The sequence below is a fragment of the Salegentibacter lacus genome (assembly GCF_020164555.1).
GTDB lineage: Bacteria > Bacteroidota > Bacteroidia > Flavobacteriales > Flavobacteriaceae > Salegentibacter > Salegentibacter lacus.
Window position 1 is genome coordinate 65594 of the sequence record NZ_JAIQZB010000005.1, and the last position, 25567, is coordinate 91160.

At 37.8% G+C, this 25567-nt stretch carries 21 protein-coding genes; 17 read left to right on the forward strand and 4 right to left on the reverse strand.

Annotation, left to right across the window (positions count from 1 at the left end):
• Window positions 1-84 precede the first annotated feature (84 nt).
• Window positions 85-1257 (reverse strand): GlmU family protein, encoded by a 1173-nt coding sequence (locus LB465_RS05105; RefSeq protein WP_224467764.1) that lies wholly within the window; start codon window positions 1255-1257, stop codon window positions 85-87.
• A 198-nt stretch (window positions 1258-1455) separates the two neighbouring features.
• The gene (locus LB465_RS05110; protein WP_037314972.1) at window positions 1456-1707 is read right to left on the reverse strand and encodes a type B 50S ribosomal protein L31; all 252 of its coding nucleotides are present in this window, start codon (window positions 1705-1707) and stop codon (window positions 1456-1458) included.
• A 149-nt stretch (window positions 1708-1856) separates the two neighbouring features.
• On the opposite strand from LB465_RS05110, the gene LB465_RS05115 reads away from it, so the two are divergent.
• Genes LB465_RS05115 through LB465_RS05130 form a run of 4 tightly spaced genes read left to right on the forward strand, consistent with a single transcriptional unit; the run spans window position 1857 to window position 6966 of the window.
• Window positions 1857-2375, forward strand: coding sequence for a DUF4199 domain-containing protein (locus tag LB465_RS05115; protein ID WP_224467766.1), 519 nt, complete (start codon window positions 1857-1859; stop codon window positions 2373-2375).
• 10 nt (window positions 2376-2385) lie between these two features.
• Entirely contained in the window at window positions 2386-3345 is a 960-nt protein-coding gene (locus tag LB465_RS05120) for a glycosyltransferase family 2 protein (RefSeq protein WP_224467768.1), read from the forward strand.
• A 48-nt stretch (window positions 3346-3393) separates the two neighbouring features.
• On the forward strand, window positions 3394-5124 hold the full coding sequence (locus LB465_RS05125) for a phospho-sugar mutase (protein ID WP_224467771.1): 1731 nt from the start codon (window positions 3394-3396) through the stop codon (window positions 5122-5124).
• Between the two features lie 12 nt (window positions 5125-5136).
• The gene (locus tag LB465_RS05130; RefSeq protein WP_224467773.1) at window positions 5137-6966 is read left to right on the forward strand and encodes an ABC transporter ATP-binding protein; all 1830 of its coding nucleotides are present in this window, start codon (window positions 5137-5139) and stop codon (window positions 6964-6966) included.
• Between the two features lie 77 nt (window positions 6967-7043).
• Here LB465_RS05130 and LB465_RS05135 read toward each other — a convergent pair whose 3' ends face one another.
• Window positions 7044-7397 carry a hypothetical protein gene (locus tag LB465_RS05135; protein ID WP_224467775.1) on the reverse strand — a complete coding sequence of 118 codons (354 nt, stop codon included), beginning with the start codon at window positions 7395-7397 and terminating at the stop codon, window positions 7044-7046.
• Between the two features lie 424 nt (window positions 7398-7821).
• Here LB465_RS05135 and LB465_RS05140 point away from each other — a divergent pair, with 424 nt between their 5' ends.
• From LB465_RS05140 to LB465_RS05150, 3 genes are read left to right on the forward strand one after another with little or no spacing between them, the layout of a single operon-like run.
• Window positions 7822-8367, forward strand: coding sequence for an RNA polymerase sigma factor (locus LB465_RS05140; RefSeq protein WP_224467777.1), 546 nt, complete (start codon window positions 7822-7824; stop codon window positions 8365-8367).
• Between the two features lie 32 nt (window positions 8368-8399).
• Window positions 8400-8921, forward strand: coding sequence for a hypothetical protein (locus LB465_RS05145; protein ID WP_224467779.1), 522 nt, complete (start codon window positions 8400-8402; stop codon window positions 8919-8921).
• 1 nt (window position 8922) lies between these two features.
• Window positions 8923-9372 carry a hypothetical protein gene (locus tag LB465_RS05150; protein ID WP_224467781.1) on the forward strand — a complete coding sequence of 150 codons (450 nt, stop codon included), beginning with the start codon at window positions 8923-8925 and terminating at the stop codon, window positions 9370-9372.
• A 123-nt stretch (window positions 9373-9495) separates the two neighbouring features.
• On the opposite strand, the gene LB465_RS05155 is transcribed toward LB465_RS05150, so the two are convergent.
• The gene (locus LB465_RS05155; RefSeq protein WP_224467784.1) at window positions 9496-10560 is read right to left on the reverse strand and encodes a WD40/YVTN/BNR-like repeat-containing protein; all 1065 of its coding nucleotides are present in this window, start codon (window positions 10558-10560) and stop codon (window positions 9496-9498) included.
• 241 nt (window positions 10561-10801) lie between these two features.
• On the opposite strand from LB465_RS05155, the gene LB465_RS05160 reads away from it, so the two are divergent.
• The 10 genes from LB465_RS05160 (at window position 10802) to LB465_RS05205 (ending at window position 25489) form a co-directional block, all read left to right on the forward strand.
• Window positions 10802-12019 carry an RsmB/NOP family class I SAM-dependent RNA methyltransferase gene (locus LB465_RS05160; protein ID WP_224467786.1) on the forward strand — a complete coding sequence of 406 codons (1218 nt, stop codon included), beginning with the start codon at window positions 10802-10804 and terminating at the stop codon, window positions 12017-12019.
• A 74-nt stretch (window positions 12020-12093) separates the two neighbouring features.
• Window positions 12094-12663 carry a lamin tail domain-containing protein gene (locus LB465_RS05165; protein ID WP_224467788.1) on the forward strand — a complete coding sequence of 190 codons (570 nt, stop codon included), beginning with the start codon at window positions 12094-12096 and terminating at the stop codon, window positions 12661-12663.
• A gap of 121 nt (window positions 12664-12784) precedes the next feature.
• A complete protein-coding gene (purL, locus tag LB465_RS05170) occupies window positions 12785-16462 on the forward strand; it encodes a phosphoribosylformylglycinamidine synthase (RefSeq protein WP_224467790.1) in 3678 nt (1225 codons plus the stop codon).
• 244 nt (window positions 16463-16706) lie between these two features.
• The gene (locus LB465_RS05175) at window positions 16707-18488 is read left to right on the forward strand and encodes an AMP-dependent synthetase/ligase (protein ID WP_224467793.1); all 1782 of its coding nucleotides are present in this window, start codon (window positions 16707-16709) and stop codon (window positions 18486-18488) included.
• Between the two features lie 162 nt (window positions 18489-18650).
• Window positions 18651-19103 carry a MarR family winged helix-turn-helix transcriptional regulator gene (locus tag LB465_RS05180; RefSeq protein WP_224467795.1) on the forward strand — a complete coding sequence of 151 codons (453 nt, stop codon included), beginning with the start codon at window positions 18651-18653 and terminating at the stop codon, window positions 19101-19103.
• Between the two features lie 71 nt (window positions 19104-19174).
• Window positions 19175-21583 carry a 3-hydroxyacyl-CoA dehydrogenase/enoyl-CoA hydratase family protein gene (locus LB465_RS05185; protein ID WP_224467798.1) on the forward strand — a complete coding sequence of 803 codons (2409 nt, stop codon included), beginning with the start codon at window positions 19175-19177 and terminating at the stop codon, window positions 21581-21583.
• A gap of 47 nt (window positions 21584-21630) precedes the next feature.
• Window positions 21631-21978 carry a four helix bundle protein gene (locus LB465_RS05190; protein ID WP_224467801.1) on the forward strand — a complete coding sequence of 116 codons (348 nt, stop codon included), beginning with the start codon at window positions 21631-21633 and terminating at the stop codon, window positions 21976-21978.
• A gap of 41 nt (window positions 21979-22019) precedes the next feature.
• Window positions 22020-23213 carry an acetyl-CoA C-acyltransferase gene (locus LB465_RS05195; protein WP_224467803.1) on the forward strand — a complete coding sequence of 398 codons (1194 nt, stop codon included), beginning with the start codon at window positions 22020-22022 and terminating at the stop codon, window positions 23211-23213.
• 37 nt (window positions 23214-23250) lie between these two features.
• Window positions 23251-23613 carry a four helix bundle protein gene (locus LB465_RS05200; RefSeq protein WP_224467806.1) on the forward strand — a complete coding sequence of 121 codons (363 nt, stop codon included), beginning with the start codon at window positions 23251-23253 and terminating at the stop codon, window positions 23611-23613.
• 61 nt (window positions 23614-23674) lie between these two features.
• Window positions 23675-25489, forward strand: coding sequence for an acyl-CoA dehydrogenase family protein (locus LB465_RS05205; protein ID WP_224467808.1), 1815 nt, complete (start codon window positions 23675-23677; stop codon window positions 25487-25489).
• The last annotated feature ends 78 nt before the right edge of the window (window positions 25490-25567 follow it).

The following is a 25567-nucleotide window of genomic DNA, read 5'->3' on the forward strand; positions in this document are numbered from 1 at the left end:
AAATATTGATATTCTCCGCTGTCTTTATGTTGATTTTTATAATAATATTTTGGAAAGTAATGTTCTAATTAAAAAAAAGAGCATTTACCCTCTCCTCCACTTACTGGTTTCTTCGAAAACGTGTTCCAGGATTTTTTTATCTTCCTCTGAAAATTCTATGTTTCGCCGTTGCATTACTATTTCAGCAACTTCAAAAGCTTTTTGGGTTTTGTAAGTTGTCATCCCGGCGCTGCCGCCCCAACTAAAACTGGGGACGAAATTCCGTGGAAATCCTGCTCCAAAAATATTAGCACTCACGCCAACAACTGTTCCGGTATTGAACATCGTGTTTATTCCGCATTTACTATGGTCACCCATCATTAATCCGCAAAACTGCAATCCAGTTTTAGCAAAACCTTCAGTCTCGTAATCCCAGATACGCACTTCAGCATAATTATTTTTCAGGTTAGAATTGTTGGTATCCGCGCCAAGATTGCACCATTCTCCTAAAACCGAGTTTCCTAAATATCCGTCGTGTCCTTTATTAGAATTCGCAAAAAGCACAGCATTGTTTATCTCGCCACCACCGCGACATCCAGGGCCAAGTGTAGTGGGACCGTAAATTTTAGCACCCATTTTCACCAAAGCACCTTCGCAAACCGCGAGCGCGCCTTTTATAAGACTACCCTCCAGTACTTTTGCATCTTTCCCGATATAAATTGGACCGGAAGAAGCGTTAAGGGAGCAATTCTCTACTTCGGCTCCTTCTTCAATAAAAATCCTTTCTGGGTTTTTTACATAATTAGATTCGTGAATTGGCTGGGATTGCCGGTCTTTGGTTATAATTTCAAAATCGGCTTCAATGGCTTCTCCGTTTTTGGAAAAAATATCCCAGGAATTATTTATTTGAATTACTCCATCAGCCAACTCTATCTGCTCATAATCATCTAAAGCCACTTCCTGATCTTTGTAAGCGTGAAAAGCAACAATATCTTCCTTATGAAAAATCGCCTGGTTAAGCTTTAGATTTTGTATTTGCTGTAAAAACTGAGGATTTGGAAGAAAAGAAGCGTTTATCATTATGTTTTCTTCCAGTTCTACCATAGGCCATTTTTCGGCTAAATAACCTTCAGTAACTGTAGAAGTGGTAGATTTTAAAAGGAATTCCCATTTTTCCCGAATTGTAAGAATACCTACTCTAATATCGGCTACAGGCCGGGTAAAGGTAAAAGGGAGTAAGCGGTTCCTGACAGAACCGTCAAATAATATATAATTCATCCGCACAAATTTAGGGATCAAAAATACAAATAAACTGCCTTGAAGCAAGTTTACCGGGTTCTAAGTTGAAAAATAGAAGACAATTTGAAACGTTGAGAAACATCTACTTAAAATTCCTTTTGGAATTTGTAAAAATTGCGCACAAAAAAAAGTCGCCTTAAAAAAGACGACTTTTCGAAATTATATATAACAAAAAACTTATTTCTTAAATTTCTTGTACTTGTTCTTAAACTTGTCAATACGACCAGCGCTATCAACCAATTTGGTTTGCCCGGTATAGTATGGGTGAGAAGTTCTTGAGATCTCCAATTTAATAAGTGGATACTCTGTACCTTCTACTTCAATAGTTTCTTTAGTGTTTGCGGTAGATTTGGTAATGAATACATCTTCGTTAGACATATCTTTAAATGCTACCAATCTATAATTTTCCGGATGGATTCCCTGCTTCATCGCTTTAGTTCTTTTAATTTTCGAGGTGCAAATTTAAGTAATTCAATTATAAAAACAAGGAATAGTCGAAATTAATTTTAATTCTTCTGCAATGTAACGTTTTGCTATATTTGCTTACTAACCGGTTATAACTAAACAATCACAAAAATATGGAAAATTCTACTTCAGTCAAATCGGTTGCCTATCCTTATGGGATGGTTCTTGCAATTTACTCTATCCTAGTTCTTGTTCTTATTTATGCTTTTAATGTAGCCCAGGATAACTGGATAGTTGGCGTTATAAACGCACTTGTCTCCATTGCTATTTTTGTTTTGGCTATTAAAAAATTTAAACAAAATAATAATGGCTTTTTAAGCCTTAAGGAAGCCTTAAAAGTTGGTTTGGCTGTAGCCGTAATAAGCGGACTAATTACTGCAGTTTATTCCTTTATTCATTATAGCTTTGTATATCCTGAGTATTCAGAAATAATGTATGATGAAGCAGTTTTGCAAATGACAGAACAAGGCATACCTGAATCTCAGCAATCTCAGGCTCTGGAAATGACAAAAATGTTCACCAGCCCCTGGTTTTTTGCCACTATGGCTTTGGTAGGAAGTTTATTTTTCGGATTTATAATATCATTAATTACAGGGTTAATTCTAAAAAGAGAAAATCCTGCACATCAATAGAAATAAAATAATGCAGATTTCCGTCGTTATTCCTCTTTTAAACGAAGAACAATCTTTAACTGAATTGTATAATTGGATCGCAAAAGTAATGCGATCCAATTCCTTTTCACACGAGATCATTTTTATAGACGACGGCAGTACAGACGATTCCTGGAGAACCATTGAAGCCCTGGCAGAAAACGACCAGGCGGTTAAAGGAATAAAATTCAATAGGAACTACGGGAAATCCCAGGCACTTCACGCCGGTTTCTTACGCGCCCAGGGTGATGTGATTATCACTATGGATGCCGATCTACAGGACAATCCCGAAGAAATTCCCGAACTCTACGATATGGTTACCAATCAAGGTTATGACCTGGTTTCGGGCTGGAAAAAGAAACGCTACGATTCTGTGGTTTCCAAGAACATACCTTCAAAGATCTTCAACGCCGCGGCGAGAAAAACTTCAGGAGTAAAATTACACGATTTTAATTGTGGTTTAAAGGCGTACCGACAGGCAGTGGTGAAAAATATTGACGTGTATGGCGAAATGCACCGTTATATCCCGGTTTTAGCGAAAAATTCGGGGTTCACTAAAATTACCGAAAAAGAAGTTCAACACCAGGCCCGTAAATACGGAAAAACAAAGTTTGGTGCCGAAAGATTTATCAATGGTTTTTTAGACCTTATCAGCATTTGGTTCCTTTCCAAATTTGGCCGCCGGCCTATGCACCTTTTCGGAGCTTTAGGCGTGTTAATGTTTATTTTCGGTTTTCTATCCGCCGGTTGGATTGGCGTTTCCAAACTTTACAAACTATATAATGGTTTACCCAATGTTTTGGTGACCTCAAATCCCTGGTTTTATATCGCTCTTGCGGTAATGATTATTGGTACACAGCTTTTCCTTGCCGGTTTCCTCGGGGAGCTCATTTTACGCTCTAAACGCGAAAAGGAACGCTACCTCATCAATAAAACCACCCCAAATTTATAATGCTGTTAAGGCATTAATCCTTATTTTTGTTTATCTAAAATTATAATTATGGCTAAAAATAAATCAGAAATCCTGGCTAAGGCTGAAACCTGGCTGACCGATATATTTGACGTAGACACACACAAAGAAATTAATCACCTTATAGAAAACAACCCTAAAGAGCTGGAAGAATCTTTCTACAAGAATGCCGCTTTTGGAACCGGTGGCATGCGCGGCATTATGGGAGTTGGCACAAACCGAATCAACAAATATACCCTCGGAAAAAACACGCAGGGACTTTCTAATTTATTAAAGAGTGAATTTAAAGGTGAAAAACTTAAAGTTGCCATCGCTTACGATTGTAGGAATAACTCCAAAGAATTAGCACAAATGGTAGCTGAAGTATTTTCAGCCAACGATATTGAGGTTTATTTGTTTTCAGAATTAAGGCCAACACCAGAGCTTTCTTTTGCGGTTAAATACCTGGATTGCCACGCGGGCATTGTACTTACCGCTAGCCATAATCCGCCCGAATATAACGGTTATAAAGTGTATTGGCAGGATGGTGGCCAATTGGTTCCGCCGCAAGACACCAAACTTGTAGATATCATCAATAATCTGGAATACGACGAAATTAATTTCAAGGCTCAGCCAGACTTAATTCATAGCATTGATACAGAAGTTGATAAAGCATTTCAGGAAGCTTCAGTAGAGAACGGAAGTTTCGATACTGCAAATTCAGCAAAAGACGAATTAAAAATCGTTTTCACATCCCTGCACGGAACCGCTTCTACTACTAATCCGCAAATTTTAGAAAAAGCAGGTTATAAAAATGTTTTCCTGGTTGAGGAACAAAAAGAGCCAAACGGAAATTTCCCAACAGTAAAATCTCCAAACCCGGAGGAACCAGAAGCACTAAAAATGGCGCTTAAACTCGCGGAGGAAAAAAATGCCGATATCGTAATCGGTACCGATCCAGATGGTGATCGTTTGGGCGTTGCCGTTCGTGATTTAAACGGAAAAATGATTCTCCTTAACGGAAATCAGACGATGCTGGTAATGACCTGGTTCTTGTTGGAGCAGCATAAAAAACAGAATAAACTTTCTGATAATTCTTTTGTGGCTTCTACGATAGTTTCTACACCAATGCTTAAAAATATTACCGAGGATTTTGGTGCTCAATATCACGAGGTATTAACCGGTTTTAAATGGATCGCGAAATTAATAAAAGATAATCCAGGACTTGATTTTGTTGGTGGTGGTGAAGAAAGCTTCGGTTTTATGGTGGGTGATTTTGTTCGCGATAAAGATGCGGCAACCGCTACCCTACTCGCCTGCGAGATTGCAGCACAAATGAAAGCTGAAGGAAGTTCTTTTTACAAGCAGCTTTTAAAACTTTATACTGAATACGGCCTTTACCGTGAAGAATTAATTTCTTTAGTAAAAAAAGGAATTGAAGGTGAAGCAGAAATCAAGCAAATGCTGGTGGATTTAAGAGAAAATCCGTGGAAAGAAATTGATGAGGAGAAGGTGGTGCTTATTGAAGATTACCATACTTCTAAAGCAAAAAATCTTCAGGATAAAATTGAAGAAGAGATCAAAATTCCAAAATCTAACGTACTGATTTATTATACTGAAAATGGCACAAAAATCGCAGCCAGGCCAAGTGGTACAGAGCCAAAGATCAAGTTTTACATCAGTGTGAATTCAGAGCTGGATAAAGTAGAGAATTTTGCTGCTGAAAATGCAAAGCTTGCCGATAAGATTCAGCGTATTAAAAATGAATTACAACTGGGCTAAACGCTCACATTTATGACCTACTTAAAGAAGATACTTCAGTTTGCAAGACCCTATAAACGTTTTGCAATACTCAACATCATCAGTAATATCTTTTATGCGCTATTTAGCACCCTTGCATTTATTTCATTTATTCCAATGCTTAGGGTGCTTTTTCAGGAAGAAGAGCCAATTAGCACCAAACCGGTTTGGAACGGAGAGTTTAGCGGCTTAAAAGATTACGCAAACGATTATTCCAATTTTTTCCTAAATCAGCAGGTAGAAGAGCACGGACAGCTTGCGGCTTTGGTAAGCATTTGTATTACGGTTATTGTTCTTTTCTTTTTAAAGAACTTTTTTAATTACCTCGCGCTTTATTTTATAGCCAACCTTAGAAACGGAATGCTTAAGGATATTCGAAACCGTATCTACGACAAAATTGTAGAATTGCCGGTTTCCTTTTTTTCTGAAAAACGAAAAGGAGACTTTATTTCTAGAATTACCAGTGATGTCCAGGAAATACAGACTTCATTTTTAAGTATGCTGGAGCTTTTTGTTAAAGAACCGCTTACCTTAATTTTTACATTGGTTGCAATGATTGCACTTAGTCCTAAATTAACGCTCTTTGTACTGGTTTTTTTACCGCTTTCAGGGTTACTGATATCTTCGATTGGTAAAAAGTTAAAATCACAATCTACCCAGGCACAGCAGGAAAATGCAAACTTTCTAACTATTGTAGAAGAATCACTTTCCAGTTTAAAAATTATTAAAGGTTTTAACGCTGAAGATAAATTTAAACGGAAATTCTACGATAGCACTGGTCGTTTAAACCGAATCCTAAACACGCTTTTACACCGCCAGAACTTAGCTTCTCCAATGAGTGAATTTTTAGGTGTAGTAGTTATCACTATAATTCTATGGTTTGGCGGAAGAATGGTATTAATAGATAATACTATGGATGCTTCTACCTTTATTGGTTTTCTGGTATTGACTTATAATATTTTAACTCCGGCGAAAGCCATTTCAAAAGCAACGTATTCTATACAAAAAGGAAATGCCAGTGCAGAACGTATTCTGGAGATCCTGGAAACAGAATCGACAATTAAAGATGATAAGAACGCAATAAAGAAGGAAACTTTCGAGAATAGTATTGAAGTAGAGAACATTAACTTTAGATACGAAAAAGAGAATGTGCTGAAGAATTTTTCCATGCAGGTAGAAAAAGGAAAAGTGATTGCGCTTGTAGGGCAATCTGGGAGTGGGAAGTCTACCATTGCAAACCTGATAACTCGTTTTTATGATGTAAACGAAGGCAATATTAAATTAGACGGGCATAATATTAGGGGAATTACTAAAAAATCCCTTCGGAATTTAATGGGTCTTGTCACACAGGATTCTATACTTTTTAATGATACAGTTAAAAATAATATTGGGTTAGGAAAAGAAAATGCTACAGAAGAAGAAATTATTGAAGCTTTAAAAGTTGCCAATGCCTGGGAATTTGTAAGAGAGCTTCCTAACGGACTAGATACTAACATTGGGGATAGTGGAAACAAATTGAGTGGCGGACAAAAACAGCGACTTTCTATTGCCCGTGCGGTGCTTAAAAATCCCCCGATTATGATTCTTGATGAAGCGACTTCTGCCCTGGATACCGAAAGCGAAAAACTGGTGCAAAAAGCCCTGGAAAACATGATGAAAAACAGGACTTCTATCGTCATCGCTCATAGACTTTCAACTATTCAGAATGCCGATAAGATTATTGTGCTGCACCGGGGAGAAATTGTAGAACAGGGAAAACACCTGGAATTACTCGCAGAAAAAGGCACCTACCAAAAACTAGTAGAAATGCAATCTTTTGATTAGGACACAAAAAATTAGAGTACAAAAAAAGCTGTCTAAGAAAATCTCAGACAGCTTTTTTCAATTTAAATATTATTGTTTTATAGCGTTAACTCTCCATTTTCAAGAGCTTCGTTTATATTAGCGCTAATCGTAGAATGGGTTCTAAAAAATTTTCTACCATCCTGCCTTTTCAATTTTACAGTAGTTTCACCTGCATCGTTTGTTTCAACTGCAGTTACTTCTACTCTGTTTCCATTCAGGCTTTTATAATTAGCAATCCCACCTTTTTTAATGATGAAATTAGCTTTTGGTAAATCTAAAGATTTAAAATCCTGATTTTGGCTTTGATTAATCACTAATACATCCCCTACCATTACTGGTTCGGTTTGGTTCTGCGCCTCTACTTGAAAGGCAAATAATAACATAATCGGAATTATAAGTAAGTTTTTCATAGGTAAAATTTTTATTTAGCAAAAATATACATATTATTTTGCCAATACACAATTTTAAAGCACTTTTAGCATAATTTTCACAGGTTAACTTTTAAGCATAAAAAAGGATGAAGTAAACTCCATCCTTTTTAAAATTACTCTTATTGTGGGGCAATTAAGAATAATCGATTTAATTCATCTTCATTTTGGGGCAAAAAAAGATTAAATCATTTTGATGGTGTAAATATAGATCACAGAAATCATTCAGCCAAACCAAAAGTGCTTTTTATCCGATTTTTATGTATTTAATCGATGAAATGCAATCTTATTTGAAAAAAATCTGCACTGAATTCTTTTACACACTGACTTTAAGAAGAATAAAGTTTTAATTACCTTTGGCTTCCGTTACACGGGATTCCACATAAATATTAAGACAAGTATCCCTTTGAAAACTTCCGAAGATCTACTTATTAAACGCTTACAGGAAAAAAAGACTTCTTCTGAAGCTTTTAAGGAACTGGTATCTTTATATAAAGAGCGTTTATACTGGCACATTCGTAATATGGTTAAAGACCATGAGGATGCTCATGATGTGCTTCAAAATACATTTATCAAAATATTTAGAAATATTCATAATTTTAAAGGAGAAAGTAAACTGTATTCCTGGATGTACCGCATAGCTACCAACGAATCCATAAGCTTCTTAAACAAACGTGCTAAACGCAATCACATCACTTCAGAAGATCTACAACAACAACTAATTTCAAATTTAGAAAGCGATGTTTATTTTGAAGGCGATGAAATTCAGCTAAAATTGCAAAAAGCAATCGCCAGTCTTCCGGCTAAACAACAGCAGGTTTTTAATATGAAATATTTTCAGGAATTAAAATACCGTGAGATGTCAGAAATTCTGGAAACCAGTGAAGGAGCGTTAAAGGCCTCTTACCATCACGCGGCTAAAAAAATTGAGGAATACTTAAAAACCAATTAAACCTTTTGTACTTTTCATAGTCAAATAAACAAATGAAGAAAGAAAAAATATCATATAATCCCAAGTCAGGTTTTAAAACCCCACCAAGTTATTTTGAGGGTTTAGAGGATGAAATACTGGATATGGTGAAGCTTTCAGAAACTCTGGAAGAAAAGAAACCTGCCGGTTTCACTACACCTAATGGATATTTTGATGGGTTGGAAGATGAGTTTCTTGAAAAAGTAACTAATCCGGAGCCAAAAGTGCGCACCTTATTTACAAAAGAAGTTTTCCTTTATGTAGCGAGCATCGCAGCAATGGTTATTGCTTTTGCAAGTACTTTTTATATAAACCCTGAAACGCAAACCAGCTGGGAGAATGTTGAGCTTTCAGTAATGGAAAGTTATATAGACGATAATAATATAGATCTCTCTACCGGTGAAATTTCAAATTATATCTTTCAGCAAGGATATATTGTTGACGATGCAGATTTAAACACGGTAAATTCTGAAGCAATGAAGAATTATCTTGATGAAAATATAGAAGACGCCCTTTATATTTTAGATGAAAATTAATATGAAAAACCTATTTATAATATTATTAATGTTCTCCGGATTGTGGCAAATGCAATCTCAGGATCGTGATCACTCTCATAGAGAGAAAATCAAAGAATTAAAGACCGCATTTTTTACCCAGGAATTAAACCTGGACAAGCAAAAAGCCCAAAAATTCTGGCCGGTTTATAATGAGTATGAATCTAATTTACATGAGTTAAGAAAACGAGAACATAGAGATCTTCCTAATCTGGAATGTATTTCAGAAGATGATGCCGAAGAAATGTTAGAAGAATATGTTACGATAGAAAAACAGGATTATGTTTTAAAGCAAAAGCTTTTTAAGGATTTGAAAGAAATAATGAGCGCACAGGAAATTATTAAACTTCATAAACTGGAAGACGAATTCCATAAAAAATTGATTAAAGAATACCGGTCAAGAAAAGATCGTGAAAATCAGGAAGAAGAATAAGTTAACTTTTATAGTTCCCGATTAAGAAATAAAAATCTCACCTGGTGAGTTTCAGAATTTAGTTTTTTGGTTAGTTAGTAGTTAGTTAGCATCCCGGTAGGTTTTGGCCTTCCGGGATTCTTTTTACCTAAAAGTGAGCTTTACAATTCTACCTTTTCCGGCAGCATAAGCCACCGAGTCATTCTTAAATCTTAACGTATAAAAACCTTCATCAGAAAGTTCTTCCCAGGTTTGGCCCGAATCTTTAGAAATTGAAATTCCGCTAAAACCGGTTGCAATAATTTTTTCACCTCCAGTATTTGGTATAAATCGCACACTACTTTTGTAGCCTGGCTCCTGACCTTCAGCAACTAATTCCCAGGTTTTACCGCCATCTTTTGTAATGGCTTTATTCCCGGTATTCCCTTCAGGATTGGTATAATCTCCCCCGAAAATAATTCCGAAATTTTCATTATAAAAATCTATACTATATCCGCCAGTTGTGGCTTCCCCATCTATTAAGGGAGTATTATAAACTTCCCAGGTTTCCCCTTTATCTGGAGAGAAATAAACCCGCGATTTCATTCCACCGGTTAAAACCCAGGTTTTGTCTCCTTCAACGGCTATATTAGAATTACTAGCTGCAAAAGCAGCTTCTCCTTCTATAACTTCAGGCAATATATTACAGTCTAATTTTTCCCACGATTTTCCGCCATTACGCGTAATAATTATAGAAATACAATTATCGGTTGGGTCGCCCATCGCGATTCCTTCGTGGTTATTCCAAAAAGCCATAGCATCGTAAAAAGCTTTTTCGTTTTCCTCTTTATAAACAAGCTCCATCGCACCGGAATCTCCTGTTTTATATAACAGAGCAGGGCTGCCCACACTCAGCATAAAGAAATCGGTATCAGTAGAAGCTACCGCCCTAAATTCAGGAATTAGTGTATCGTATGTTTGAGTATTGGTTCGCCAGGTTTTATTATCAAAATTATACATCCCAAAAGTGGCGTTATTGGCTGCAAAAGCAAGGTTGTTTCCAATAATCTCAATCGCTCTAATACTTAAAGAATCATTTTCAAGAATAGGTTCTATTTCTACTGAAGAATAATCTATTACAGTTTTAGTCGGATTTTCCTTCTCAGCTTTTTGTTCATTTTTACAGGCACTAAAAATTAAAAGGAGACAAAAAACTATAAATCTGTTCATAAGTTCAATTTTAATCGTTTTGGGTAACCATTAAACTACCTCGCCATCTTCGGAGCTATCGATTTTTATCGGGATAAATCTTGATTATCAAGTCAAAGGTAAATTTTTCCGAGGCAAAATACCGCATAGCAAGCTTAGAAAGCATTCAAAAACATACTATTTTAATTGCAAGGAAAGCCGCGAAGCATTAAATCTCCATTATCGAGTAAAAAACTTACCTTTGCAAATTCAAAATTTAGTTATGCGATTACACAGGAATTTGGTTTTTGCAACCATAGATGCCTTAAATGAAATTTTCAACAATAATAAATATGCCGATAAGGTTATTGAGCAAACTCTAAAACGCGATAAGCGTTGGGGTTCTCGTGATCGTAGTTTCATTGCTGAAACCGTTTACGATATTGTTCGCTGGAAAAGACTTTATGCAGAAATTGCTGAAGTAAAAGAGCCGTTTGATCGTGAGAATTTATTTAGATTATTCACCGTTTGGGCTACTTTACGCGGAATTGCTTTACCAGACTGGCCACAATTTGCGGGTACTCCTACCCGCAGAATTAAAGGAAAATTTGATAGTTTAAGTAAGATTAGAAAATACCGCGAATCTATTCCAGATTGGATGGATGAGCTTGGTGTAAAAGAGCTTGGTGAAAAAGTTTGGGAAAAAGAAATCGCTGCGCTTAATACGCAGGCACCTGTTATCCTTAGAGCTAACACCTTAAAAACTACCAAAGATAATTTACGCAGCGTTCTTAAAGACGAAGAAATAATTTCTGAACCAATAAAAGGTTATAAAGACGCTTTAAAACTGGAAGAACGTGGCAACGTTTTTAGAACCCAGGCCTTTAAAGATGGTTTCTTTGAAGTTCAGGATGCGTCTTCACAGTTAGTTGCAGAATTTTTGGAAGTAGAACCTGGCATGCGCGTGGTAGATACCTGCGCCGGTGCCGGTGGTAAAACACTTCACCTTGCCGCTTTAATGGAAAATAAAGGTCAGATTATAGCGACTGATATTTACGGGAATAAACTTAAAGAATTGAAACGCCGTGCCAAACGCGCCGGCGCACATAATATAGATCCGCGTGCGATTGATACTACAAAAGTGATCAAAAAACTGTATGGAACTGCAGATCGCGTATTGATAGATTCCCCTTGTAGCGGACTCGGAGTTTTAAGTAGAAACCCCGATGCTAAATGGAAACTACAACCGGAATTTATAGACAACCTTATAAAAACCCAGGCCGAAATTATCGAAACCTATTCCCGTATCGTTAAACCTGGCGGAAAAATGGTTTACGCGACCTGTTCGGTTTTACCTTCTGAAAATGAAAAGCAAGTAGAAAATTTCCTGAAGAATACTGAAGAAGGAAAAAAATTCAGACTGCTTAGGGACCAGAAGATACTTTCTTCTGAAACCGGTTTTGACGGGTTTTATATGGCACTTTTGGAGAAAAAACCTTAAGGGTTTCTCCCCAAATTTTTTGAATGATTCAATTTCAGGGGAATTCCTGTTATTTTCCCTGAAATTGATTCTCGATGAAAAATTACTGCTTTTTATTCCTATTAGTACTTCTCTATTCCTGTTCTGAAGACGATACTGTAATTCCTGAAGAACTGGCGGAGGAAAATAATTTTTCGACTGAAATTTTCTTTTCTGAATATGTAGAAGGTACTTCATTTAATAAAGCGCTGGAAATTGTAAATCTTACCGGAGAAAGTATTGACCTTGAAGCTGGAGCTTATTCAATTAGAAAACAATCTAACGGTGCAGGCGACTGGATGGGTGAAGTTATACTGGAAGGCAACTTAGCGCACAATGAAACTTTTGTAATAGGGAATGAATCGGCTCCTATTTCTGAAATCATTTCAAGATCTAATCAATTAAAAACCGGGGCTCCATTAGATTTTAACGGTAATGATCCAGTAGGACTTTTCAAAAACGGGGAATTAATAGATGTTATTGGGCATTTTGATAACGACGAAGATTTTGCCAAAGACCAAACGTTAAGAAGAAAGCACTCTATAACCGAGCCATCACTGGAATACAATCCAGATGACTGGGATTTTCTCGAAATGAATACTATAGATGGGTTAGGTAGTTATTAAAGTATAGCATTATATCAAAATTTAGTCGTTAGTTAGCTAATATTTTCTTTCACAACTATCTAAATTATTCTCCTGAAAAACCTAAATTTGTGTTTTCGCGAACAACACAAAACAACATAGAATGATCCTTTTCTTTGGAGACCAAACCACTAAGGTTTTTGCGGTAGAAACGCATACCAACCTTACGGCGCAAGACATCACAAAATTAAACTGGCTTTTTGGGAATACACAACAAATCGATAAATCTGCTCTGGCAGATTTTTTTGTTGGTCCCCGTGCCGCAATGATCACGCCCTGGAGTACCAACGCGGTAGAAATTACTGAAAATATGGGTGTTAAGGGAATAATCAGGATTGAGGAATTTTTGCGAATAGACAGAAATTACCACGATTTTGACCCAATGCTTTCCCAGAAATACGAAGGTCTGGATCAGGATATTTTTGATATTCATATCAATCCTGAACCTATCATTGAAATTGACGATATTGAAGCCTATAACCGCCAGGAAGGTTTAGCGCTTAATGTAGAGGAAGTTGCTTATTTACAAGGCTTAGCTGAGAAACTAGGACGAAAACTTACAGATTCTGAAGTTTTTGGATTCTCACAGGTGAATTCTGAACATTGCCGTCACAAAATTTTTAATGGCACTTTTGTAATAGATGGAGAGGAAAAACCGAGTTCACTTTTTAAGTTAATCAGGAAAACTTCCGAAGAAAATCCTAACGAAATTGTTTCTGCCTATAAAGATAATGTTGCTTTTATAAACGGGCCGCGAGTACAGCAATTTGCACCAAAACGCCCCGATGTTCCTGAATTTTACGAAAACAAAGATTTTGATTCGGTTATTTCCATAAAAGCCGAGACCCATAATTTCCCTACTACGGTAGAACCTTTTAATGGTGCAGCAACCGGAAGTGGTGGTGAAATCCGTGACCGACTTGCCGGAGGAAAAGGCTCTTTGCCATTAGCAGGAACCGCAGTTTATATGACTTCCTATTCCCGACTCGATAAAGACCGAAAATGGGAAAACGGAATGAAAGAACGTGATTGGTTATACCAAACCCCGATGGATATTTTGATAAAAGCTTCTAACGGCGCTTCAGATTTTGGAAATAAATTTGGGCAACCTTTAATTTCCGGATCGGTACTAACTTTTGAGCATTCCGAGCATCAAAGAAGTTTGGGTTACGATAAAGTAATTATGCTTGCTGGCGGAATTGGTTACGGAAAAGCCAGCCAGGCACAAAAAGATATTCCGAAGAAAGGCGATAAAATTGTTATCCTTGGAGGTGAAAATTACCGAATTGGAATGGGTGGTGCCGCGGTTTCTTCTGCAGATACTGGCGAATTAGGTAGTGGTTTAGAATTAAATGCCATACAAAGAGCCAACCCCGAGATGCAAAAGCGTGCCTCTAACGCAGTACGCGGAATGGTAGAAAGCGAAGAGAACCCTATAGTTTCTATTCACGATCACGGTGCGGGCGGGCATTTAAACTGCCTTAGCGAACTCGTTGAAGAAACCGGCGGCAGAATAGATTTAGATAAACTTCCGGTAGGTGATCCAACCCTTTCCGCAAAAGAGATCATTGGGAACGAATCCCAGGAACGCATGGGACTTGTTATTGGCGGTGAGAATTATGAAATCTTAAAGAGGGTCTCAGAACGTGAGCGCTCTCCTATTTACCAGGTTGGTGATGTCACCGGTGATCACAGGTTTACTTTTGAAGGTTCAAAATCCGGTCAAAAACCAATGGATCTGGAGCTTTCAGATATGTTTGGCAGTTCGCCAAAAACCATAATGAAAGACACATCAATAAAGCGAGTTTATGACGATGTAGTTTATTCTTCAGAAAATATAAAAGATTATTTAACCCAGGTGCTTCAGTTAGAAGCAGTGGCTTGTAAAGATTGGTTAACCAACAAGGTAGATCGCTGTGTTACCGGACGCGTTGCAAAACAACAAACCGCCGGGCCATTGCAGCTTCCTCTAAACAATTGCGGCGTAATGGCGCTGGATTATAACGGGAAAGAAGGTGTGGCAACTTCCATCGGTCACTCTCCAGTTTCCGCTTTGGTAGATCCTGTTGCTGGTTCTAAAAATTCAATTGGTGAAGCGCTTTCAAATATCGTATGGGCACCGCTGGAAAAAGGCTTAAAATCTATTTCGCTTTCAGCAAACTGGATGTGGCCTTGTAATAATGAGGGCGAAGATGCCAGGCTTTACGAAGCCGTGCAGACTGTATCAGATTTCGCCATTTCCTTGGGAATAAATGTTCCTACCGGAAAAGATTCGCTTTCCATGAAACAGCGTTATAAAGACGATGAAGTACTTTCACCCGGAACGGTGATTATTTCAGCAGCCGGACATTGCGACGATATAACGAAAGTTGTAGAACCTGTTTTTCAGAAAAATGGCGGCGAAATTTATTATATCAATTTATCTCAAGACAAGTTTAAACTTGGCGGATCTTCTTTTGCGCAAATTCTGAATAAAGTTGGGAAAGAAGTGCCAACTATAAAAGACGATAAGAAATTTGCCGATGCTTTTTATAATATTCAGGGCTTAATTAAACAGGATTTGATCCTGGCCGGGCACGATGTGGCTTCAGGTGGTTTAATTACTACTCTTTTGGAAATGTGTTTTGCCGATACCAATCTAAGTGCAGAATTAGATCTATCAGCATTAAATGAAAAAGACAGCGTAAAATTACTTTTTAATGAAAACTGCGGAATTGTTTTCCAGGCAAAAGACGATACCGCTGAAAAAGTGCTTACCGATAATAAAGTTGAATTCTTTAAAATTGGAAAAGTAACTGAAGGAAACGAGCTACAAATCAAAAACGGATCAGAAAACCTGAATTTCAATATTCTTGAATTGCGGGATGTTTGGTATAAAACTTCATTCCTTTTAGACCAGAAGCAAAGCGGTGTAGATAAAGCTACCGAACGGTTTAACAATTATAAGAATCAGCCGCTGGAATTTAAATTTCCTTATGGATTTACCGGTCAACTTCCATTTCAGTCTAACTTAATGGAAAAGCCAGGAAAACCTATTAAAGCTGCGATTATTCGTGAAAAAGGTTCCAATTCTGAACGTGAAATGGCTCGTGCAATGCACTTAGCTGGATTTGATGTAAAAGACGTACACATGACCGATTTGATTTCGGGAAGGGAAACGCTGGAAGACATTAAGTTTATCGCCGCGGTTGGTGGATTCTCAAATTCAGACGTTTTGGGAAGTGCCAAAGGTTGGGCCGGTGCATTTTTATATAATGAAAAGGCCAAAACTGCCCTGGATAATTTCTTTAAAAGAGAAGACACCTTATCTCTTGGTGTATGTAACGGTTGTCAGCTTTTTGTAGAATTAGGATTAATAAATCCAGACCACGAAAAGAAACCAAAAATGCTTCATAATGCCTCGCATAAGTTTGAGTGTACTTTTACTTCCGTAGAAATTATGGAAAACAAGTCGGTAATGCTTTCTACTCTTTCTGGAAGTAAACTTGGGATTTGGGCTGCGCACGGAGAAGGGAAATTTAGTTTTCCTTATAAGAAAGAGCATTATAATATTGTTGGGGAATACGGTTATGATAAATATCCGGCTAATCCTAACGGCTCCAATCACAACACCGCGATGTTAACCGATGATTCCGGAAGACATTTGGTAATGATGCCGCATTTAGAACGTTCTACGTTCCCCTGGAACTGGGCATATTATCCAAAAGATAGAAAAGAAGATAAAGTAAGCCCGTGGCTCGAAGCTTTCGTAAATGCCAGAAAGTGGCTGGAGGAAAAATAAATTTTTCTTTAAAATTATTTAAAACGCCCGATGAATTTTTATTCTCGGGCGTTTTTTTATTTTAATGCAATGATTATCAACTCAATAAATCACCTTTTCACTGCAGTTTGTCCATACTCTAAATAGCTGTTTTCATTAATAATTTTATATTCTTGTTAATATATCTATGTATATTTTAATATTTCGATTTGAAATAGGCTACAAATTTGCTATTTTGCAATGTATATAATAATGCTACACCCTAATGGATAAACCAACAAGACTTTTTGACTTTCCTTATTTTCAACTGGAAAAACACGCTTTAGATAAGGCTTTAGTCACTAAATATAACGGAGAGTGGAAAGCAATTTCCACCCAGGAATATATTGATCAGGCCAATGCAATAAGCCGTGGATTATTGCGATTGGGTATAAAACCTAACGATAAAATTGCTATAATTTCTACCAGTAACCGTACTGAATGGAATGTAATGGATATTGGGGTTTTGCAAACCGGTGCGCAAACCGTACCTATTTATCCTACAATTTCTGAAGATGATTATCAATATGTTCTAGATCACAGTGAGGCGGTTTTTTGCTTTGTATCAGATAAAGAAGTACTGGACAAGCTAAATTCCATTAAACAAGATACCAAACTTAAAGAGGTTTATACTTTTGATGAAATAGAAGGTTCAAAAAACTGGACTGAGGTTTTGGAACTTGGAGATGATAAAAGTAATCAGGATGAAGTTGAACAATTAAAGAAAGCTGTTACGCCAGACGATCTTGCAACTTTAATATATACTTCGGGAACTACCGGAAGACCAAAAGGTGTTATGCTATCTCACAACAACCTGGTGAGTAATGTAATAGATAGCTCTAAGCGCGTTCCCTTTGAAAGAGGAACGTATGTAGCGCTTAGCTTTTTACCGGTTTGCCACGTTTTTGAAAGAATGATTCTTTATTTATATCAGTACTACTCAGTTTCCATTCATTTTGCTGAATCTATAGATAAAATTAGCGATAACCTTAAAGAAGTAAAACCACACGTAATTACCGCCGTTCCAAGACTTTTAGAGAAAGTTTACGATAAGATTATTGCCAAAGGTTCTACCGTTGGGGGTGTTAAGCAAAAATTATTCTTCTGGGCCGTAGAACTCGGTTTGGAGTATGAACCATACGGCGCAAATGGCTGGTGGTACGAAACCCGACTTAAAATTGCAAGGAAACTTATCTTCTCTAAATGGAAAGAAGGTTTAGGTGGTAATATTGAGTTAATCGTTTCTGGATCTGCGGCACTTCAACCGCGTTTAGCCCGTGTTTTTGCCGCAGCCGACATCCCTGTGATGGAAGGTTACGGATTAACAGAGACTTCACCCGTAATTGCGGTGAACGACCAGCGAGATGGAGGTTTCAGAATTGGAACAGTCGGTAGACCAATAGATAACGTAACGGTAAAAATAGCCGAAGATGGAGAAATTCTTGCAAAAGGACCAAACGTAATGCTGGGTTATTATAAAGAACCGCAAAAAACCGAAGAAGTTCTAAACGGAGATCAATTTTTCCATACCGGTGATATAGGTGAATTGGATAAAGACGGTTTCCTTAAAATTACCGATCGTAAAAAGGAAATGTTTAAAACTTCCGGCGGGAAATATGTAGCTCCACAAATCCTTGAGAATACGATGAAACAATCCCGTTTTATAGAGCAAATAATGGTAATTGGTGACGGCGAGAAAATGCCCGCAGCGCTTATTCAGCCAAATTTCGAGTTTGTCGAAGAATGGGCTAAACGTAAAAATATTGATATTGGAGATGGCTCTGAAAAGGCTATTGCCGAAAACACCCAGGTTAAAGAACGTATTCAGGAGGAAGTAGATTTTTATAATGAGAAGTTTGGGAAATGGGAACGTATAAAAGTTGTTGAACTCACCCCAGAAGTTTGGGGAATTGAAGAAGGGCACCTCACTCCTACGATGAAATTAAAGCGTAGAAATATTAAAGATCGTTATAAGAAATTATACGAGAAAATATACAGACCTTCATAATTACATATTTTTTAAAACTTAAGTTAAAACCCTTCCCAGCGAAGGGTTTTTTTATGCATTTCTCATAAACTTACTCAAATAATAGAATGTCCTGATTATTTATTCAATTTTACTATGCGTGCATAATATATTTTTCTTAACTTTGAGAATCAACATTCAAAAATGAAGGAAAAGACAATAGATTATGTTTTACGTGCCACCTGGATGGCGGTTTCTAAAATGTATAATGAGGAGGCCGGGAAAGCCGGAAGTACAATGTCTACAGGTTTTGCGCTTTTAAGCATAGACCCCGAAAACGGAACCCCTTCAACCTCGCTTGGCCCTAAAATGGGAATGGAAGCCACCAGCCTCTCCCGAATTCTTAAAACTATGGAAGATAAAGGCCTTATAATTAGAAAGAAAAACCCAAAAGATGGGCGTAGTGTGCTTATCTATTTAACCGATTTTGGGCAGGAAATGCGAGAATATTCCAAAAAAGTGGTCTTGCGATTTGATGAAGCTGTGAAAGAAAATGTTTCAGAAGAAGACCTAAAAACCTTTATAGAAGTAGCAAATACAATTTTAAGCCTTATTTCTGAAAAGAAAATTTATAAAGAAGAAATTAAAATAGAATAGACCTCACAGGTTTCGAAACCTGTATGGTTTCAATAATAATCGAAAACCTTATAGTAAAACCAGATAAAATTATGAAGAGAAGAATTAATAAAGTAGCAGTAATCGGCTCCGGAATTATGGGAAGCGGGATTGCCTGCCACTTCGCCAACATTGGCGTAGAAGTTCTCTTGCTGGATATCGTCCCGCGGGAACTCAACGAGAAAGAAAAGAAAAAAGGTCTCACTTTAGAAGATAAACAAGTAAGGGACCGCCTGGTAAACGAATCTTTACAGTCGGCTTTAAAATCGAAGCCCTCCCCTATTTATCATAAAGATTTTGCCGATCGCATAGAAACCGGAAATATGGAAGACGATATTTCTAAAGTTTCTGAAGTAGATTGGATTATCGAGGTAGTTGTAGAACGCCTGGATATCAAACAACAGGTTTTTGAAAACCTTGAAAAATACCGTAAAAAAGGTACGCTAATTACTTCTAATACTTCGGGAATTCCTATTCAGCAAATGAACGAAGGAAGAAGTGAAGATTTTCAGCAGCATTTCTGCGGAACTCACTTTTTTAACCCACCGCGTTACCTGAAATTATTCGAAATAATCCCGGGACCGGATACCAAGCCTGAAGTTCTCGAATTCCTTAACGAATACGGCGAAAAATTCCTCGGAAAAAAATCAGTAGTTGCGAAGGATACTCCGGCATTTATTGGTAACCGAATTGGTATTTTCAGTATTATGAGCCTTTTCCATATGGTAAAAGATATGGATATGACTATTGAGGAAGTAGATAAACTTACCGGCCCGGTAATTGGCCGCCAGAAATCGGCAACATTCCGTACGGTAGATGTGGTTGGTTTAGATACTCTGGTTCACGTGGCCAACGGGCTTCATAAAGGTGTTCCAAACGATGAAGCGAAAGACCTTTTTGCTTTACCAGATTTTATCCAGACAATGATGGATAACGAATGGCTGGGTAGCAAAACCAATAACACTGGTTTTTATAAAAAAGTAAAAAAAGAAGATGGCTCTAGCGAAATCAAGTCTTTAGACTTAGATAAAATGGAATATCGCGATAGAAAAAGCGCGAAATTCGATGTACTGGAACAAACCAAAACTATAGATAAACTTGAAGACCGCTATGAAGTTTTAGTAGGTGATAAAGGAAAAGCCGGTAAATTCTACCGTAAGAACTTTGCAGCATTATTCGCTTATGTTTCTAACCGAATTCCTGAAATTTCAGACGAACTTTATAAAATCGATGATGGTGTAAAAGCCGGATTTGGTTGGGAACACGGCCCATTCCAAATGTGGGATGCTCTTGGAGTGAAGAAAGGTGTTGAGATGATGAAAGCCGAAGGTAAAGAACCGGCGGCCTGGGTGAACGAGATGTTGGAAAATGGTAAAGATTCTTTTTATACCGTAAAAGAAGGAAACACCTATTATTACGATATCCAGAAAAAAGATTACACCAAAATTCCTGGCCAGGATGCATTTATCATTTTAGATAACATTCGCGAATCAAAAGAAGTTTTCAGCAACAGCGGCGTTGTAGTTGAAGATCTTGGTGACGGAATCCTTAATGTCGAATTCCGAAGCAAAATGAACGCGATTGGTGGTGATGTGCTTGACGGAATCAATAAAGCCATAGATATGGCCGAAAAAGATTACCAGGGATTAGTGGTTGCCAATAACGGAAAAAACTTTTCTGTTGGCGCAAACATTGGGATGATCTTTATGATGGCCGTAGAGCAGGAATATGAAGAGCTGAATATGGCGATTAAATATTTCCAGGATACTATGATGCGTATGCGCTACTCCTCTATTCCAACAGTAGCCGCGCCACAATCTATGACACTTGGAGGTGGATGTGAACTTTCACTTCACGCTGATATGGTTGTAGCAGCAGCCGAAACATATATTGGTTTAGTTGAATTTGGCGTTGGGGTAATTCCCGGCGGTGGAGGTTCTAAAGAAATGACCGTTCGCGCTGCAGATACTTATGAAAAAGATGATGTGGAACTGAACCGTCTGAGAGAACATTTCCTAACCATAGGGATGGCAAAAGTTTCTACTTCAGCCCACGAGGCATTCGATTTGAATATTCTTCAGAAAGGAAAAGATATCGTAGTGGTGAACCAGGAACGCCAATTGACTATCGCAAAGAAACACGCTTTATTAATGGCTGAAAATGGTTATACAAAACCAATTCACCGTACCGATATCAAAGTCCTTGGTAAACAAGCTTTGGGAGCTTTCTTAGTAGGAACCGACCAAATGAACGCCGGGAAATACATTAGCGATCACGATAAGAAAATCGCCAACAAACTGGCTTATGTAATGGCCGGTGGTGATCTTTCTGAACCACAAATGGTAAGCGAACAATACTTGTTAGATCTGGAAAGAGAAGCTTTCCTTTCGCTAACAGGAGAACGCAAAACCCTGGAAAGACTTCAGCATATGTTGAAGAAAGGGAAACCGCTTCGTAACTAAATAGTATAGTGCATAATGTAGATTGTATACTGTAATCTATAGATATTATGAATTACTTCAAGGAGTTAAAAGTTTGGCAGAAAGCTATCGATTTGGTCACTGAGACTTATAAAAAAAGTCAGGAGTTTCCAAAAGAAGAGCTTTATGGGTTGACATCTCAGATTAGAAGATCTGCAGTTTCAATTCCTTCAAACATAGCAGAAGGTTGCGGCAGAAAAACCGATAAAGATTTTGCTAACTTTTTAGGAATATCTCTTGGATCGGCATTCGAATTAGAAACGCAGTTGATAATTGCAAAAAATCTAAATTTTATGAATTCAGATGATTTTAAAATTCTTGAAAATGAAATTCATCATATTCAGAATATGATTATCAAATTACAATCAACATTATAACTAGATAATTTCAATATACATTATACAAAATACAATATACAATGAAGAAGACAGCATACATAGTAAAAGCATACAGAACAGCCGTGGGGAAAGCTCCCCGTGGTGTGTTCAGGTTTAAGCGGCCCGATGATTTGGCGGCAGAAACCATAGAATATATGATGAAACAATTACCGGATTTTGATAAAACCAGGATCGATGATGTAATTGTAGGAAACGCAATGCCTGAAGCCGAACAAGGTTTAAACGTTGGGCGTTTAATTTCATTAATGAGTTTAGACACCGATAAGGTCCCAGGGATGACGGTTAACCGTTATTGCGCTTCCGGCCTCGAAACCATCGCGATTGCTTCGGCTAAAATCCAAAGTGGAATGGCCGACTGTATTATCGCCGGTGGAGCAGAAAGTATGAGTTACATCCCAATGGGTGGTTACAAACCAGTTCCTAATTACAACGCCGCTAAAGAAGGCAACGAAGATTATTACTGGGGAATGGGACTTACCGCTGAAGCAGTAGCCGAGAAATACAAGGTTTCCCGGGAAGACCAGGATGAATTTGCCTTTAATTCCCATCAAAAAGCGTTGAAAGCTCAGGAAGAAGATCGTTTTCAGGATCAGATTGTGCCGATAGATGTAGAGGAAACTTTTGTTGGAAAAGACGGGAAAAAACAGACTAAAACTTATACCGTAAACAAAGATGAGGGTCCACGTGCCGATACTTCTAAAGAAGTTTTAGGGAAATTAAGAACTGTTTTTGCCGAAGGCGGAAGTGTGACTGCTGGTAATTCGTCACAAATGAGTGATGGTGCTGCTTTTGTAATGGTAATGAGTGAAGAAATGGTAAAGGAATTTAATCTGGAACCAATCGCCAGAATGGTGAGTTATGCACCCGTTGGTGTAGATCCACGAATTATGGGAATCGGACCGGTTCACGCAATTCCGAAAGCTTTAAAACAAGCCGGATTGAAACAAGACGACATGCAGCTTATTGAATTGAATGAAGCATTTGCTTCTCAATCTTTAGCAGTAATCAGAGAACTCGGATTAAATCCGGAAACCTTAAATCCTAATGGGGGTGCTATTTCTATGGGCCACCCACTGGGTTGTACAGGAGCAAAACTTTCTGTGCAGATCTTTGATGAAATGCGCAAACGCAACCTTAAAGACAAATATGCCATGGTAACCATGTGCGTAGGAACCGGACAGGGAGCGGCCGGCGTTTATGAGTTCCTTAGTTAGATTCAAGAGTTAAGAATCAAGAGACAAGACACAAAAAATGCAACGGCACAATTTTAAAAAGTTGAAAATTTGGAAAGAAGGAATGTTTCTTACTAGAGAAACTTATAAAATGGTAAGAAATTTTCCTGATTTTGAAAAGTTTAATCTTGTATCGCAATTAATAAGATGTGCGGTTTCCATTCCTTCTAATATAGCTGAAGGAACTAGTAAAAGAACCGATAGACATTTTATACAATATCTTGAAAATAGTCTCGGCTCGGCTTTTGAATGGGAAACACAATTAATAATAGCCTATTCAGAAAAATATATTTCTGAAGAAAAATTTAAAAATAGTGAAATTAAGATTCAGGAATTACAGAAAATGATATCAGGATTTATAGATGGATTAGAAAAGTTTTGAATCTTGAGTCTTTTTTCCTGATTCTTATTAAAAAAGAAAAAATAAACCAACATTATAAATAATGGAAAATTCAATTAAAGAAGATAAACTCCTCCGCGGTGGGCAATTCCTGGTAAAGGAAACCAAGGCAGAAGATATATTTACTCCGGAAGATTTTACGGAGGAGCAAAAAATGATGCGTGATTCGGTTAAGGAATTTGTAGATCGTGAAATCTGGCCGAAAAAGGAAGAATTTGAAAAGAAAAATTATGCACTTACCGAAGAAGTAATGGGCAAAGCCGGGGAACTTGGCTTTTTAGGAGTTGCCGTACCAGAAAAATATGACGGACTCGGAATGGGCTTCGTTTCTACAATGCTGGTTTGTGATTATATTTCGGGGGCGACAGGTTCTATCGCTACCGCCTTTGGAGCGCATACGGGAATTGGAACTTTGCCAATCCTGCTTTATGGAAATGAAGAACAACGCAAAAAGTATGTTCCGAAATTAGCTACGGGAGAGTGGTTCGGCGCTTATTGCCTTACCGAACCGGGAGCCGGAAGTGATGCCAATTCAGGAAAAACAAAAGCTGAGCTTACCGAAGACGGAAAAAGTTACAAAATAAACGGACAAAAGATGTGGATCTCCAATGCGGGATTTGCTAGCGTTTTTATCGTTTTTGCACGTATTGAGGACGATAAAAATATTACCGGGTTCATCGTAGAATACGATAAGGAAAACCCTAATGGTATCACCTTTGGGGAAGAAGAAAAGAAACTGGGAATCCACGCTTCCTCTACCCGACAGGTATTTTTTAATGATACCGTGATACCTGCTGAAAATATGCTTTCAGAAAGAGGAAATGGTTTCAAAATCGCGATGAATGCTTTAAACGTTGGACGAATTAAACTTGCCGCAGCTTCTCTGGAAGCCCAGCGAAGAGTGACCGATGTTGCCGTGAAATACGCGAATGATCGGGTTCAGTTTAAAACGCCAATTGCAAAGTTTGGTGCAATTAAATTGAAACTTGCAGAAATGGCTACCTCAGCCTGGGTTGGGGAAGCAGCAAGTTACCGTGCAGCAAAGAATATTGAAGACAGAATTAACCTTCGTCAGGAAGCAGGAGAGTCACATTCTGATGCAGAATTAAAGACTTTTGAAGAATATGCAATAGAATGCTCTATTCTTAAAGTTGCCTGCTCTGAGGATGTTCAGAATTGTAGTGATGAAGGTATTCAGGTATTAGGTGGTATGGGCTTTTCAGCAGATACCCCTATGGAATCTGCATGGAGAGATGCCAGAATTGCCAGAATTTACGAAGGTACCAACGAGATTAACCGAATGTTAGCCGTTGGAATGTTGATAAAGAAGGCGATGAAAGGTCACGTAGATCTTTTAGGGCCCGCACAGGCTGTGGGCGAAGAACTTACCGGAATCCCTTCTATGGACAAGCCAGATTTCAACGAATTATTCGCTGAAGAAAAGGATATGATTAAGAAACTGAAAAAAGTTTTCTTGATGGTAGCAGGAAGCGCAGTTCAAAAATTTGGTCAGGACCTGGAAGAGCACCAGCAATTGCTATTGGCTGCTTCAGATATTCTTATTGAAGCCTATATGGCCGAATCTGCGATATTAAGAGCTGAAAAGAATGTAAAACGTTTTGGTGAAGATGCTCAAAAAGAGCAAATCGCTATGGCTAAGTTATATTTATACCACGCCGTAGATACCGTAAACCAAAAAGCCAAAGAGGGAATCGCTTCTTTTGCTGAAGGTGACGAACAACGTATGATGCTTATGGGACTTAAGCGTTTCACCAAATATGACAGAATGCCAAATGTGGTGGAGTTAAGAAACACGATTGCTGAAAAACTGACTTCAGAAAATAAGTATTGTTTCTAAAATTTCTGATAAATCTATCGTAAAAAGGCCGTCAAATTTAGACGGTCTTTTTTTATTCCTTAATTTTAAAGTTATTCC

What these genes read in the sequence shown, in the direction of transcription:
- LB465_RS05115 (WP_224467766.1), top strand. Translation starts at nt 1,857, where the DNA reads ATGGAAAATTCTACTTCAGTCAAATCGGTTGCCTATCCTTATGGGATG.
- LB465_RS05165 (WP_224467788.1), top strand. Translation starts at nt 12,094, where the DNA reads ATGAAAAATTACTGCTTTTTATTCCTATTAGTACTTCTCTATTCCTGT.
- LB465_RS05205 (WP_224467808.1), top strand. Translation starts at nt 23,675, where the DNA reads ATGGAAAATTCAATTAAAGAAGATAAACTCCTCCGCGGTGGGCAATTC.
- LB465_RS05180 (WP_224467795.1), top strand. Translation starts at nt 18,651, where the DNA reads ATGAAGGAAAAGACAATAGATTATGTTTTACGTGCCACCTGGATGGCG.
- LB465_RS05120 (WP_224467768.1), top strand. Translation starts at nt 2,386, where the DNA reads ATGCAGATTTCCGTCGTTATTCCTCTTTTAAACGAAGAACAATCTTTA.
- LB465_RS05125 (WP_224467771.1), top strand. Translation starts at nt 3,394, where the DNA reads ATGGCTAAAAATAAATCAGAAATCCTGGCTAAGGCTGAAACCTGGCTG.
- LB465_RS05145 (WP_224467779.1), top strand. Translation starts at nt 8,400, where the DNA reads ATGAAGAAAGAAAAAATATCATATAATCCCAAGTCAGGTTTTAAAACC.
- LB465_RS05110 (WP_037314972.1), bottom strand. Translation starts at nt 1,707, where the DNA reads ATGAAGCAGGGAATCCATCCGGAAAATTATAGATTGGTAGCATTTAAA.
- LB465_RS05190 (WP_224467801.1), top strand. Translation starts at nt 21,631, where the DNA reads ATGAATTACTTCAAGGAGTTAAAAGTTTGGCAGAAAGCTATCGATTTG.
- LB465_RS05195 (WP_224467803.1), top strand. Translation starts at nt 22,020, where the DNA reads ATGAAGAAGACAGCATACATAGTAAAAGCATACAGAACAGCCGTGGGG.
- LB465_RS05200 (WP_224467806.1), top strand. Translation starts at nt 23,251, where the DNA reads ATGCAACGGCACAATTTTAAAAAGTTGAAAATTTGGAAAGAAGGAATG.
- LB465_RS05135 (WP_224467775.1), bottom strand. Translation starts at nt 7,397, where the DNA reads ATGAAAAACTTACTTATAATTCCGATTATGTTATTATTTGCCTTTCAA.
- LB465_RS05130 (WP_224467773.1), top strand. Translation starts at nt 5,137, where the DNA reads ATGACCTACTTAAAGAAGATACTTCAGTTTGCAAGACCCTATAAACGT.
- LB465_RS05150 (WP_224467781.1), top strand. Translation starts at nt 8,923, where the DNA reads ATGAAAAACCTATTTATAATATTATTAATGTTCTCCGGATTGTGGCAA.
- LB465_RS05160 (WP_224467786.1), top strand. Translation starts at nt 10,802, where the DNA reads ATGCGATTACACAGGAATTTGGTTTTTGCAACCATAGATGCCTTAAAT.
- purL (WP_224467790.1), top strand. Translation starts at nt 12,785, where the DNA reads ATGATCCTTTTCTTTGGAGACCAAACCACTAAGGTTTTTGCGGTAGAA.
- LB465_RS05185 (WP_224467798.1), top strand. Translation starts at nt 19,175, where the DNA reads ATGAAGAGAAGAATTAATAAAGTAGCAGTAATCGGCTCCGGAATTATG.
- LB465_RS05155 (WP_224467784.1), bottom strand. Translation starts at nt 10,560, where the DNA reads ATGAACAGATTTATAGTTTTTTGTCTCCTTTTAATTTTTAGTGCCTGT.
- LB465_RS05105 (WP_224467764.1), bottom strand. Translation starts at nt 1,257, where the DNA reads ATGAATTATATATTATTTGACGGTTCTGTCAGGAACCGCTTACTCCCT.
- LB465_RS05175 (WP_224467793.1), top strand. Translation starts at nt 16,707, where the DNA reads ATGGATAAACCAACAAGACTTTTTGACTTTCCTTATTTTCAACTGGAA.